This window comes from Fibrisoma limi BUZ 3, assembly GCF_000296815.2.
Classification (GTDB): domain Bacteria; phylum Bacteroidota; class Bacteroidia; order Cytophagales; family Spirosomataceae; genus Fibrisoma; species Fibrisoma limi.
Window position 1 is genome coordinate 1527020 of sequence record NZ_CAIT01000009.1, and the last position, 13468, is coordinate 1540487.

General features: G+C 51.0%; 9 protein-coding genes and 1 tRNA gene. 8 read left to right on the forward strand and 2 right to left on the reverse strand.

The features are described 5' to 3' along the window. Positions 1-12 precede the first annotated feature (12 nt). A complete protein-coding gene (locus BN8_RS26090; protein ID WP_009284950.1) occupies positions 13-1908 on the reverse strand; it encodes a sensor histidine kinase in 1896 nt (631 codons plus the stop codon). Between the two features lie 177 nt (positions 1909-2085). On the opposite strand from BN8_RS26090, the gene BN8_RS26095 reads away from it, so the two are divergent. Together BN8_RS26095 and BN8_RS26100 are read left to right on the forward strand one after the other, a co-directional pair. Beyond that, complete coding sequence (locus tag BN8_RS26095; protein WP_009284951.1) at positions 2086-2913, forward strand: T9SS type A sorting domain-containing protein; 828 nt, start codon at positions 2086-2088, stop codon at positions 2911-2913. A 148-nt stretch (positions 2914-3061) separates the two neighbouring features. Next, positions 3062-3325, forward strand: a complete 264-nt coding sequence (locus BN8_RS26100) for a hypothetical protein (protein WP_009284952.1) — start codon at positions 3062-3064, stop codon at positions 3323-3325. A 60-nt stretch (positions 3326-3385) separates the two neighbouring features. Here the strand turns inward: BN8_RS26100 and BN8_RS26105 are convergent, their stop codons facing one another. Then, positions 3386-3886: a rhodanese-like domain-containing protein gene (locus BN8_RS26105; protein WP_009284953.1), complete on the reverse strand. Its 501-nt coding sequence runs from the start codon at positions 3884-3886 to the stop codon at positions 3386-3388. A 260-nt stretch (positions 3887-4146) separates the two neighbouring features. Here BN8_RS26105 and BN8_RS26110 point away from each other — a divergent pair, with 260 nt between their 5' ends. The 6 genes from BN8_RS26110 (at position 4147) to BN8_RS26135 (ending at position 13343) form a co-directional block, all read left to right on the forward strand. Beyond that, positions 4147-7212 (forward strand): serine hydrolase domain-containing protein, encoded by a 3066-nt coding sequence (locus tag BN8_RS26110; protein WP_009284954.1) that lies wholly within the window; start codon positions 4147-4149, stop codon positions 7210-7212. Positions 7213-7569: 357 nt separating this feature from the next. Then, positions 7570-11310 carry an Ig-like domain-containing protein gene (locus tag BN8_RS26115; RefSeq protein ID WP_229368329.1) on the forward strand — a complete coding sequence of 1247 codons (3741 nt, stop codon included), beginning with the start codon at positions 7570-7572 and terminating at the stop codon, positions 11308-11310. Further along, positions 11310-11747 carry a nucleoside deaminase gene (locus BN8_RS26120; protein ID WP_009284956.1) on the forward strand — a complete coding sequence of 146 codons (438 nt, stop codon included), beginning with the start codon at positions 11310-11312 and terminating at the stop codon, positions 11745-11747. Before BN8_RS26115 ends, BN8_RS26120 begins: the two co-directional genes overlap by 1 nt. Positions 11748-11805: 58 nt before the next feature. Then, positions 11806-12420 carry a superoxide dismutase gene (locus tag BN8_RS26125; RefSeq protein WP_009284957.1) on the forward strand — a complete coding sequence of 205 codons (615 nt, stop codon included), beginning with the start codon at positions 11806-11808 and terminating at the stop codon, positions 12418-12420. A 106-nt stretch (positions 12421-12526) separates the two neighbouring features. Beyond that, a tRNA-His gene (locus BN8_RS26130) sits at positions 12527-12600 on the forward strand. Between the two features lie 80 nt (positions 12601-12680). Next, on the forward strand, positions 12681-13343 hold the full coding sequence (locus tag BN8_RS26135; protein WP_009284958.1) for a carotenoid biosynthesis protein: 663 nt from the start codon (positions 12681-12683) through the stop codon (positions 13341-13343). Positions 13344-13468: the final 125 nt, after the last annotated feature.

Sequence of the window (13468 nt, forward strand, 5' to 3'; positions counted from 1 at the left end):
AACAACCGCGGTTTATTCGCCAGCCGGCTGCGTATATGGAATAATAATCTCAAATGAACTGCCTTTACCCGGCTGACTATCGACCTGAATACGCCCGTGGTGTTCATCTACCATCTTTTTAACGTAGCTTAACCCCAAACCGAACCCTTTCACGTCGTGTCGATTACCCGTCGGCACCCGGTAGAACTTCTCAAAGATACGGTTCAACTGGTCTTTGGTCATTCCCAGCCCCTGGTCGGCCACGGTAATGCTGACGCCTTCTGGTAAGCTGCGGGTTTTGAGTGTGATATGAGGCTGGTTCGGCGAATACTTAATCGCGTTGTCGACCAGATTATACAGGATGTTGGTCAAATGTACCTCGTCGGCTTCAACAACCTCGTTATCCGCTTCAAAATCGAGATCAAGTTCGCCTTCACGCTGTTCAATCTGAATACCAATGTTATTGAGCACTTTCTCGATAACGTCGTGAACATTAACCGATGATAGCTTCAGTTTGATTTCTCCACGGTCAAGCAGTGCCATTTGCAGTACCTTCTCGACGTGTGACCCTAACCGGCGGGTTTCGTCACGAATAATACCCATGTACCGGGTCAGGCGGGTAGTTGGGTTGGCTGTCGGATCAGATATAGGTGTATCCGCATAGCCCAGTTGCTCTTGCGCCATTTCAACTGCCAGCGAAATGGTTGAAATAGGTGTTTTGAACTCGTGGGTCATGTTGTTGATAAAGTCGTTCTTAATATCGGCCAGTTTTTTCTGCCGGACAATCGTACTAAGGGCGATGTAAAAACAGGCCAGAATAATCAGGATCAACACCGCCGATGCTGCAAACGTGAATCCCAGCCGGTTCAGGATAAACTGCTTTTGAGTTGGGAAATAGATATACAGGTAATTTCCTGTTTCGAGCAGGTTATTAGGAAATAAGGCCGCTTTATACCCACTGGCATTAAACTCTTCCGGCTCCATGCCGAGCGACGTAAACAGAAATGAAGGCTTCGATTTGATCTGGACGCCATAGGCAAATGGGATACCGATCCCCCGCTCCTGTAACGCCTGTCGCAAAAGGGTATCAAGAGCCAGACGGTTAACGCGGTCCTCGATCGGCCGATCCGACAATAGCAACCCTTTCAAAACATCCTTGATCATCTGCGACTGCTCTTCGGTACGGTGGGTAAGGCCGGCTGTGGCCTTAGTTTCGTTCGGGCTTTTCTGTGCAATAGCAGTATCCGGCCGATTTTGCTGCTGTCGACGCTTCAGCCGAGCCGCCTGCTCCTTTTTGGCAACTTTCCGCAATGAGTCCTGCCGCTTGGCAGATTGCCTCAACTGCGCATCAATATTCGTCAACTCACTACTCATGACGTGATCTACCCAGCGTTCGAACTGACGTTGCTGCTCCAGTTGGGCCTGCCAGTCGCCGGCCGCCATCAACTCTTCCTGCTGGCGAAAGAACTCTTCGACCACAACCATCTGCTCGGCGGACAAAGGACGCGTCGTTGAATGCAGTACGTCGGATTGAACAATGGCTCCCATCGGCTCAGCCCCACGCAGAGCCGTCGGGTTGTTGTCACCAGAACTGGGCATAGCAATCTTATCCCTCGCCACAACCTGATCCGGCTTTGATTTACGCCGTTTGGGTGCAGACGACTCAGGTGGCTCCTGATCCGATTTCTTGGCAATAGCCATCAGTCGATTCTGCTGATCGTGGGCCTGAATACGCTTCTGAGCCAGGTTTAGTATCTCCTGACGTTCCAGCGTACGAACCACCTCCTGCAAGGCATCGGTAACTTTATAATCAAATTGCTCTTTCTGGAGTCGCAGCGCACTACCGATCCAATACGACTGCAGGCCAATCAGTCCCAGCAGTCCTACCGCCATCAGCGCCACAATCCAGCGTATGCGTTGTTTCGACATTTTTTTAAGCGCTCATGCAACCTTTGCCCTTTTCCAGCATCTATTGAGAAAACGGTTTAGGCGGCAGGTAAAATTACGAACCGAACCAGCTACCGTCGGGTATTTAACAAACTTTAACAGCCGGGCTGTCAGCGTTTTTCTGAGATTCGCACGGCATCTTTTGTCATCAATAACCCTATGAAAACAACATCTGTTTTTGTATGCCGGTTCGTCCCGGTTTTGTTATTGGCCACTTGTCTGAGCATTACGAGCCAGGCTCAGCAAAAGCCTATTACTAAGGCTGATAAAGCTGACAAAGAAGAATTCAGCGTCCGCATCATTGAGCGCGACGGTAATGAGGTACGCGAAATAGAACGGACGTATCGTGCCGACGGCATGTCTGACGCTGACCGCGACAGAGTAGTTATGAAACTGGTGGATTCGCTTAAAACGGCCCGTAAGGATGGTCGTCGGCGTCAGTTGACCATCATAGTCGAGGATACCGATGGCGACCGCGTCGTTACGCGCCGACGTAAAACCTCGCCCGATGCGTATGTCCTTCGGCCGAATCGTCCCGGTGAACGTAACTACCGCTTTTATTATACGCCGGATATGCGAGAATGGGGCTTTGGCTTCCGCAATAACATGGATTCACTGGCTGACCGCCTGAATCGCATGGAGTTTCGTTTTCCGCGGGACTGGGACCGGCAACTGGCCCGGCCGTTCGAAGAATGGTCGCGGGGCTTTAATCGGGACGTAAAGCCATCTACGATTCGGAGCCTGGATGTTTACCCAAATAACCCGGACCGCGACCAATTGAACATTCGGTTCACGGCACCTGCCAAAGGCGATATTACTATCGCCGTAACTAATGCTAAAGGAAAAGAAGTAGCCCGCCGGGAGATCAAAGACTTCTCGGGTGAGTTCGTAGGTCAGATTGATCTGGGTAAAAAAACGTCGGGTACGTACTTTGTTACGGTTACCCAGAACGAGGATGGTGCCGTTAAACGAGTTGTACTTGATTAAATAAGCGTTGGAATTCCCACTCAGAAAGGCCGGGAGAGCCTTTATCCGGCCTTTTTTTAAGAATTTTAACAAAAAACAAGGTACTATGTATTGCAAGATACCAAATAAAACCTATATCTTTGTGGTATCAATGTAAAACTGATGTGTCATGAAAAAGCTACTGATCGCTGGAATGATGGTATTGGCCGTTTGTGGTGAAGGATACAGCATGGGGCACCCGCGTAATATTTTCGCTGCGCACAAGCGGTTGAAGGCGAAGAAAGCGCATACAACGGCATCAATCAAATCCTCCGCCTGCCGGAACCAGGCGACGGTATCAGCTCAGCATGACACAAACCTGGGTACTCAGATTGTATCTGCCATCAGTAAATCAGCCGTACGGCTGATTTACAGCACCGTTGTTGCTCAGTAAGTCATTTGGGCTCCTAACGGTTGCTGCTTTCTTATTTGCGTCGGCTGAATGAGCACTACCTCAATCATAGACTTTCTCCCCTTTTTTCAGCCAGATTCCCCACAAGCGCGAATACGCGTGCACTCGCTGAGTAGGTTTCCCCGCTTTGTCAACAACAGGATTGCCCTGATTCACCCACTCAAACAGGCTTCCGTACAGATTGTGCACGCGTTGATACCCGGTGGCAAGCAATTTCTCACCTATCCGTTCACTACGGTATCCTACCGAACAATACAGCACTACGTTCGCTTCTTTCGGTACATCACTGACGCGCTTTAGATCAAAGTCGTCGTAACCAACCCACCTAGCGTTGGGCAAATGGCTTACGTCATACTCGGTCCTCGCACGGGTATCCAGCAGCACTACATTCGGCATTCGCTTCAATTCGGCCACACTTACCAGTGGTACTGTTTTCTTATACATTGTCTCCAGCATTGCTTTAAAAGCGCCGTTATCGGTTTGTGCGAAGGTAACTGGTACTATTGCCAGCAGGGTTCCGATTAAAATCCAATATCGCTTCATAAGAGTGATCCGATTTGTACTTAACTAACTTTTACCTTTCTTTTTACTAAATAAGTAATCCTACGCCTACCTTTAGCCAAACCCTAAATTGCATTATTAAGTTAATAGTGTCCTTGGGTAAATTTTATTACTACATTTTTTCGTTAAAAAATTAGACAATTCAACTATTGGCTATCATTTACAGTATTCATTGGCTACTTTTATGATTTCCGGTAATTCATTTAGGTAGCTGACTTGTACTTTTTACTTACTGAGTACTCATGCGGAACAAGATTGTCCGGCCGATACTCGTTGTCGGTCTACTGTCCGTCAGTTTATTAACTGCGTTTGGTGTAACAAATCCGGTTCGTGTCATCTGGCATCGACTGTCTGTGACATCTGAACGAATCAAATCTATTCGGCCTACAACTGCTCCGGCTTACCGCGTTCGTGCGTATGCAAAGCCGGTAGAAGTGTTCACCTTGCCCGATAGTGGACAGCGCTGGGTCGATAGTGTATTTAACACGCTGACTCCCGAGCAGAAAGTCGGGCAGTTTTTTATGGTAGCTGCATTCTCTAATCGGAATGCCAACCACAATCAGTACATCGAGCACCTGATTCAACATAATCATATTGGGGGGTTAATCTTCTTTCAGGGCGGTCCGTATCGGCAGGCGATGTTGACAAACCGCTATCAGTCTTTATCTAAAGTACCTCTGCTGATTGGTATCGATGGCGAATGGGGGCTGGGTATGCGCCTGGATAGTGCCATGGATTTTCCTAAGCAAATGGCCCTGGGAGCCATTCGCGACAATGAATTGATCTTCCGCATGGGGGCCGAAATTGGACGCCAGTGCCAGCGACTGGGTATCCATATCAATTTTGCTCCGGTCTCTGATATCAATAGCAACCCAGCCAATCCAGTTATTGGTGTCCGATCGTTTGGTGAGTCAAAAGAAAACGTAGCGCTGAAGGCTTCAGCGTATATGCGCGGTTTGCAGGGCATGCACATCATTGCTACGGCGAAGCATTTTCCTGGTCACGGCGACTCTAATGCGGACTCGCACCACACACTACCGACCATAAGCCGGTCGTCGGAGCAACTTCGCGATATTGACCTGTACCCGTTCCGGAAACTCATTGCTGACAGCTTGATGGGCGTCGTAACGGGTCACCTATACGTACCAGTCGTTGACAATACGCCCGCCCTGGCGGCAACCCTGTCCGAAAAGGTTGTAACTGAATTACTTAAAAAAGAGCTGGGTTTTCGGGGGCTTGTATTCACCGATGCTCTGAACATGGGAGGTGTAAGCCGGTCGCACAAAAACGTTGACGTGAACCTACAGGCGCTGATCGCTGGTAACGATATTCTACTGTATCCAGAAAACGTAAAGGAAGCAACGCAACGTATTCTGACGGCGGTTCAGCTTGGCGTTATCTCCCAGGAACTGATTGACGAGAAAGTCCGCAAAATTCTTCAGGCTAAATATTGGGCTGGCCTGAATAAGTACAAACCAATTGATCTCAACGGCTTATCGGCTGATTTGAATTCGCCGGAAGCCAAATTGCTGAAACAGGAGCTTTGCGAACAGGCCGTTACGGTCGTAAGCAACCAGCAGAATCTACTGCCTTTGTCACGACTGGATACCCTCCGGCTGGCGTCAGTAGCCATCGGGGCGGACGCAGGAAATTCCTTCCAGAACACATTAACACAGTATGCTCCGTTCCGGCACATTGCCTCTCCGGACAAACCAGCTACAGAGGCAGAACTGAACGACATTCTGACCCAGGTAGGCGATGCCAATACGGTTGTGGTCAGCTTCCACCGCATGAGTGAGTCGCCGTACCGAAAATATGGCATCACCAAAACCTCGCTTGACCTGATCACCAAGCTGAAGCAGCGAGGGGCAAAGGTAATTGTAACAGCCTTCGGCTCGCCCTACAGCCTAAATCAGTTTAACGGCGCTGATGCCCTGGTGTGTGCCTATCAGGACTTTGACGAAATGCAGCGTGTAGTGCCCCAGGTGCTATTCGGTGGGCTGGGCGCTCGTGGTATTCTACCCATTTCGACTGGTAACCTGAAGACTGGTCTGGGCGAGACGTTGTCGCCTGAAGGTCGCCTGTCGATTGGTACGCCCGAAAGCGTAGGCATGAAATCGGCCGTGTTATCGAAAATTGATGGGCTGGCTAAAAATGCCATTAAAGATCGCGTCGTACCCGGTTGCCAGATTTTGGTGGCGCGCAAAGGTAAAATTGTGTTCAGCCAGAATTTTGGCAATCTGACCTACGCGGCCGGTTCCGAAAAGGTAACAGACGAGACTCTGTATGATCTGGCATCGCTCACAAAAGTGCTTAGTACACTCCAGACCGTAATGGTGCTGTATGATCGGAAGCAGATTGACTTATCGCAGAAAGCATCGGCTTATCTGCCCGAGCTTCGAGGTACGAACAAACAGAACATTACGATTCAGGATCTGCTCTGGCACCAGTCGGGTATGGTTTCGTTTTACCCGACAACCTGGGATCGAACCCGAACGGTAGGTGGTGGCCTAAAGGCTGAATATTACAGTGCCGTTCACGATAGCCTGCACACGCTTCAGATTGCCCCTACCCTATGGGCCGTCCCTACGCTGAAAGATTCAGTTTGGAAATGGGTAGTACAATCGCCCATGTCGCGTAAGACCGACGAATCAGGTAAGCCTGCGTATGTATACAGCGATCTGAACTTCCTGACGCTGCAAAAAATTGTGGAGCGGGTGACCAAACAGCCGCTGGACAAGTTCGTTACCGAAACACTTTATAAACCCCTGGGGTTGCACTCGCTGGGTTTTACTCCGCTTCAACGACTGACCAATCCGCGCTGTGCGCCTACAGAACAAGATACGTACTACCGTAATCAGCTATTGGTAGGAACGGTTCATGACCAGATGGCCGCCGTGCAGGGTGGCGTTTCGGGGCATGCCGGCTTATTTGGTAACGCCCACGACATCGCCACACTTTTACAGATGAATCTTCAAAAGGGAGTTTATGGTGATCAGCGTTTACTCCAGCCAATGACGGTACCTTATTTTACCCAGACGCTCAGCTCTCGCAGCCATCGGGCCCTGGGCTGGGATAAACCGAATCCGGAGACCCATAGCAGTGTTTACCTGGCCGAGCAGGCATCGCCACGGTCATTCGGCCATACGGGTTTTACCGGCAATGTCGTTTGGGTAGATCCGGATCAGGAGCTGATCTTCGTATTTCTTTCCAATCGCATTCATCCAACGGCGGGCAATAATTCGATCAACACAACTAAGCTACGCCGTCGGATACACGAGTTGATTTACAGCTCTATACAGCAATAAGCTGTTTTTACTATCTCCTGCCAGCAACCGTTTTTTTCTAATGCCACCTAATTCGATAGGTGGCATTCTTATTGCTATGTGGTAGCAAGAGCCGTGCCTAAACCTTTGAGTAGACTTAGTTGTGGCAAAAGAATTAACTTTAGGCCAGTATATTTATTATTCGAACGTATGAATGGTCGAATCCTTTACTCTTATCTTTTTTTGTGGCTATTCGGTGTTGCAGCGCTAAGCGAGAGTGCAGCACAATCTATAGTTACAGGCGCACTAGCTGACAACTCACTCTGTCAGGGCACTAGTCTGACCGTACCGTTTTCAACTACGGGCGCGTTCACTGCGGGAAATATTTTTTCCGCGCAATTGTCCGATCCCACCGGTACGTTCCCAGCGAACCCTACGGTGATTGGAACGGCTATAGGAAGCCCATCCAGCGGAACGACAGTAGCCAACAACACTATTTCAGCTAAGATCCCAGCCAATGCAGCTCCGGGTATCAGCTACCGAATCCGGGTTATTTCAAGCCTGCCGTCCCGAACCAGCACCAATACGCAACCCCTGATCATCAATGCTGTCCCGGGGCAGCCACTGACCAGCACCCCTTCTCCGTACTGCGAAGGCGCAACGGCCAACCCCTTGTCGGCCACAGCCTCAGCCGGTGGCGTTCTGAACTGGTACGGTACCAACGCAGCAGGCGGAACAGCCTCACTTGTAGCGCCAACGCCCAATACAAATACGATCGGTACGACTAATTACTACGTGAGCCAGACCGTTTCGGGTTGCGAAAGCAGCCGGGCATCTATTCCGGTTACGGTTAGAGATGCTCCTTCGGCGCCGGGAACCAGCCCCATCAGCTATTGTCAGAACGAAACGGCCAGCCCTCTTTCGGCCTCACCCGTATCGGGGGCAACCCTCAATTGGTATGGTACGAATGCGACCGGGGGGACAGCCTCGCCGGTAGCCCCGACCCCTCCCACCAACACAACGGGTTCATCTACGTATTACGTCAGTCAAACGCTCAATGGATGCGAAAGCCCGCGAGCCAGCCTGCTCGTCTCGACCAACGCTGTACCGCCCGCTCCTACCGCTACGTCACCAGCCCCTTATTGTGAAGATGCGCCAGCAACTCCGCTTACTGCCAGTGGTCAGCAATTAAGATGGTATGGCACGAGCGCAACCGGTGGCACAGGGTCTGCATCGCCTTCAGTCCCAAACACTGATGTTGTCGGTACGACCAATTACTACGTTACACAAACGGTAAATGGATGCGAAAGCCCACGAAGAGCTATTCCGGTAGAAGTTAAGCCGAAACCCGGCGCACCCGCAACGGCTACCGTGGCACCGTACTGCCAGAATCAGACCGCCAGCCCTTTATCAGCAACGGCAACAACCGGAGGAACCCTGAACTGGTATGGCACGAGCGCAACCGGCGGGACAGCATCTTCCGTAGCGCCGACCCCTGGCACAACTACCGCCGGAACTGTTGCTTATTACGTTAGTCAGACGGTGAATGGTTGTGAAAGCCCACGGGCCGCAATCCAAGTAACCGTCAGGTCAAGACCAGCCGCTCCCGGAACGAGTCCGGTAGGCTTATGCCAGGATCGATCAGCCACTCCGCTGACTGCCACTCCGTCTGCTGGAGGAACCCTAAACTGGTACGGCACTAATGCAACAGGGGGAACGGCTTCTACCACAGCGCCAACCCCACCAACAAGTGCAACAGGCGCGAATACGTATTATGTCAGCCAGACGGTAAACGGCTGTGAAGGACCGCGGGGCAGTATAGGGGTTACGGTAAATGCCATACCATCGGCTCCAACGGCCGTAACACCTACACCTTATTGCGAAGGTACTACAGCTCAACCCCTTTCGGCAACAGGGCAAAGCCTGAAATGGTACGGAACCAATGGCACAAACGGCAATGGTTCACCGACACCATCAACACCCAATACCAATCTCGTTGGAACGACAAATTATTACGTTAGCCAGACGGTCAGTGGCTGCGAAAGCGAACGGAAAGCAATCCCGGTCCTGGTAAAAGATACACCTGATCGGCCGTCGGTTAGCGCCACTGATTTTTGCCAGAATACAACGGCCCCTGTACTAACGGCAACGGCTCAAACCAGCGCTACCCTGAACTGGTATGGTACCAGCGCTACGGGCGGCACCCCTTCAGCGACTGCCCCAACCCCACAGAACACCAATGTTGGCACCACGGCCTACTACGTAAGCCAGACCCTGGATGGTTGCGAAGGCCCACGAGCCGCTCTGAACGTCCGCGTGAAAGCTACGCCCGGTGTACCGGGTGTCAGCCCGATAAGCTTTTGTAACAACGGTCCATCGCAGCCGCTAACAGCCTCGGGTAGCAACATCAAGTGGTATGATGCAGGCGACAGCCCGCTGGGTAACACACCTACGCCAAATACGGGTACAGTAGGCACACAGGTATACAAAGCATCGCAGACATCTAATGAAGGCTGCGAAAGCCCAAAGGCGCCCCTAACCGTAACGATTAATGCGTTACCGGCTGCACCGGGCGTCAGCAACGTATCTTATTGCCAGATTCAAACTGACCAGCCTGCTCAGACTGTACTCCCCTTGCAAGCCAGCGGTCAAAACCTGAAATGGTACACGGCCGAGGGCAGCCCTATCGCCAACACCCCGACGCCTTCTGTTACGCAGGCCGGCACATTTACCTACCAGGTGAGCCAGACTGTCAACAACTGCGAAGGCGGTAAGGCAAATCTGCAGGTAACGGTCAATACGACAGCTGCGCCGACTGTAGCCAAAACCCTGATCACGTATTGTCGTGATGATCAGGCAACCCCCTTGGAAGCTACAGCCGCAACCGGTGCCAGTTTACGCTGGATTGACCCATACAATGTCGTTACGAACGAAGCGCCCACCCCCTACACGCTCAATGCGACCAAGCCTGGTGGCGAAACATTCTTTGTGTATCAGATCAATAACGCAACGGGCTGCTACAGCCCTCGAGTCCCAATCAAACTGATTGTTAATACGGTACCAACGTTGTCGCTTCAGGGCTCAACCCAGGTAAATCTGGGACTTACGGCTCCACTGCAACTTCAGTTTACGGGTACTCCTCCGTTTAGCTACACGTTGAGCGAAGGCTATTCAGGTGTTGCTAACCGAAATGACACAACCGTCAACGTACTCCCCCGACGCAATACGACCTATCAGGTTGTGAGCGTTGCTAATAGCTGCGGTGTTGGACTACCAGGCAACCCGGCTACGGCGATCGTATCGGTAATTGCCCCGGCTGTAACCACCACGAGTCTGGCCGTGACGACGCTTTGCGCAGGTTCCACTTTCCAGGTGCCGTTCACTACGTCCGGCTCATTCACCTCGGGCAATCAGTTTAAGGTTGAAATTGCCAGTACTACTGATACGTCGACTTACACCGAAGTTTCGGCGTTTGCCGGAAGCAGCCCCATCACGGCCACCCTACCGCGTACGTTGGCGGGGGGACAGTACATCGTGCGGGTCAAAGCCTCGAACCCATCCGTTCCCGTACTCGGCACCCGAAGCCCGACCCTCCTAAATGTTCGACCACAGCCAACCGCAACCTTAACAGGCACGCAAAGCATTTACGAAGGATCACCGGCCAACCTGACCGTTACATTTGATGGCGATGGCCCATGGACAATCGCTTATGCAGATAGCGCCCGTACCGTTAACCTCCCTCCGGTCAACAGTAACCCGTATCTGCTGGAAGTACGACCAACCCGCACCACAACATACCGTATTACGTCGGTCAGCAACAACTGCGGCTCGGGCCCTGTTTCGGGTACGGCTACCGTTACCGTACAGCCACTGCTGGCGGTTGAAGACGACCCGCTGGAGTCTCTGGTCAAGGTCTATCCCGTTCCCACAGGTACAACACTGACTGTAATGGTTGATCTGGCATTAAACCGACAACCAGCAGTACTCACGCTGACGGACCTCCGCGGTCGGAGCGTTCTTCAACAAACGACCCGAACCCGGCAAACCGACCTTGACCTGACCAGCCAGCCGACTGGCGCGTACCTGCTACGCATACAGGTGGGAGATCGACAGACAGTCCGAAAAATTTTGAAGCAGTAATGCTTACCGACGAGTATTTCATGGAAATCGCCCTCAGTCTGGCCGAAGAAGCGGCTGCCGAGGGCGAGATTCCGGTCGGGGCGCTTGTGGTGTGTCGTAATCGCATTATCGGAAAAGCCCGTAATCAGACTGAGCAACTCAACGACGTAACGGCCCATGCTGAAATGCTGGCCATCACGGCCGCCACACAGCACCTTGGTGGTAAATACCTGACCGATTGTACACTATACGTAACGCTTGAGCCCTGTGTGATGTGTGCTGGTGCTTTGTTCTGGTCCCAGATTAGTCGCCTTGTTATTGGTGCCGACGATCCCAAACGAGGTTACAGTCGCCTTTCTGCCCCAGTACTTCACCCTAAAACCCGCGTAGAAACGGGTGTGCTGGCCGAAGAAAGTCGGGCACTGCTTACGAAGTTTTTTCGGCAGTTAAGAACATAAACGGAAACAGGGTTGTTAACCCAACCGAACAAACTTCCATTTTAACTATCTTAGTCCAATGGCTTTTGTATTAGAACCGCTACCCTACCCGAGCGACTCGCTCGAACCGCACATTGACAAGCAGACCATGGAGATTCACCACGATAAGCACCACAATGCATACGTGACGAACCTCAACAATGCTGTTGCTGGTACTGAATTGGAAAATAAATCCATTGAGGATTTGCTGGCAAACGTCAGCACGGCCCCGGTGGCAGTGCGTAATAACGGAGGTGGTCATTATAATCATACGCTGTTCTGGAACACCTTGTCGGGCAAAGGCGGTGGGCAACCTACTGGCGAACTGGCTGAGGCAATCAATCAGAAATTTGGTTCGTTTGACGCTTTTAAGGAAGAGTTTACCAAAGCCGCTACTACTCGGTTCGGTTCCGGCTGGGCCTGGCTGATTGTGAAAGATGGTGGCGAACTGGCCGTAGTATCAACGCCTAATCAGGACAACCCGCTGATGGATGTAGCCGATCAAAAAGGCTTCCCAATCATCGGTCTTGACGTTTGGGAACATGCTTACTACCTGAAGTATCAGAACCGTCGCCCCGACTACATTGCTGCTTACTGGAATGTAGTTGACTGGAATGCTGCTGAAAAGCGCTTTCAGCAAGGCAAACAGCAATAATTGAGTGATGATGAATTATTAAGGAGAATGATTAAGTTTTTTTGACAGAAGTCTTAAAAGCCATTCGAAATTAATAATTCATCATTATCTTTGCAGTCCCAAAACGGTGGTTGTAGCTCAGTCGGTTAGAGCGTCGGATTGTGGTTCCGAAGGTCGTGGGTTCGAGACCCATCATCCACCCTTCATAAAGCCCTGGCGAAACCAGGGCTTTTTCATAGGCAACGGGCCAACTTTCTGGCTAAACGGGTAGTTTGTACTGCATGCCGACGAGTCTCTCCATTTCTGATCGACAACACGCAAAGGTGCTTACCATCCTGGTCTTAGCGTATCTGGCAGGTGTTATCGGACTACAGATCCCTCACCTGGCCACCTATTTTCGACCACTCAGCCCTGTAACCCTTGTCGCGTCGCTGGCTGTTCTGCTGGCCTACCATAAAGACTGGAATCCCGCCTTTTACTTTTACATTATTCTGGCGTTTGCAACTGGCTATTTTATTGAAGTGCTGGGCGTCCAAACCGGCTTAATATTTGGCCAATATGCGTATGGCTCCGGTTTAGGCTTTAAACTTTGGTCTGTTCCGCCCGTTATAGGCATCAACTGGCTTACGTTATCCTACTGCTGCGGGTCGATCTGTGACCGGCTGCGTATTCCAAAACTTTTAAAAATAGTTCTGGCAGCTACGTTGATGGTAGGGTTGGACTTCTTCATTGAGCCAGTAGCCATACAACTCGATTTCTGGACCTGGTTTGGCCAGCCTGTTCCATTCCGCAATTACGTTGGCTGGTGGTTGGTATCCTTTGCGTTGCTCAGTGTTTGGTTTGCACTTCCCTTCCGAAAAGACAACCGAATGGCCGGTTGGATGCTTTTACTACAATTTTTCTTCTTTTTATTTCATGGTTTAATTTTCCGATTGAACGGTTAGGAAAACAAAACGCCCGAGTTTCTTGTTTAAGAATTATCCGATTTAATTAAACAAACGTGGTATATTTTTAATAGACCTTAGTTGTTTAAGTGATTCTATACTTGTAGATTGGTCACTATTTTTCG

Bases quoted from the DNA above. Each gene is read 5' to 3' on its own strand.
- BN8_RS26090 (WP_009284950.1), bottom strand. From the start codon at position 1,908: ATGTCGAAACAACGCATACGCTGGATTGTGGCGCTGATGGCGGTAGGA.
- BN8_RS26095 (WP_009284951.1), top strand. From the start codon at position 2,086: ATGAAAACAACATCTGTTTTTGTATGCCGGTTCGTCCCGGTTTTGTTA.
- BN8_RS26100 (WP_009284952.1), top strand. From the start codon at position 3,062: ATGAAAAAGCTACTGATCGCTGGAATGATGGTATTGGCCGTTTGTGGT.
- BN8_RS26105 (WP_009284953.1), bottom strand. From the start codon at position 3,886: ATGAAGCGATATTGGATTTTAATCGGAACCCTGCTGGCAATAGTACCA.
- BN8_RS26110 (WP_009284954.1), top strand. From the start codon at position 4,147: ATGCGGAACAAGATTGTCCGGCCGATACTCGTTGTCGGTCTACTGTCC.
- BN8_RS26120 (WP_009284956.1), top strand. From the start codon at position 11,310: ATGCTTACCGACGAGTATTTCATGGAAATCGCCCTCAGTCTGGCCGAA.
- BN8_RS26125 (WP_009284957.1), top strand. From the start codon at position 11,806: ATGGCTTTTGTATTAGAACCGCTACCCTACCCGAGCGACTCGCTCGAA.
- BN8_RS26135 (WP_009284958.1), top strand. From the start codon at position 12,681: ATGCCGACGAGTCTCTCCATTTCTGATCGACAACACGCAAAGGTGCTT.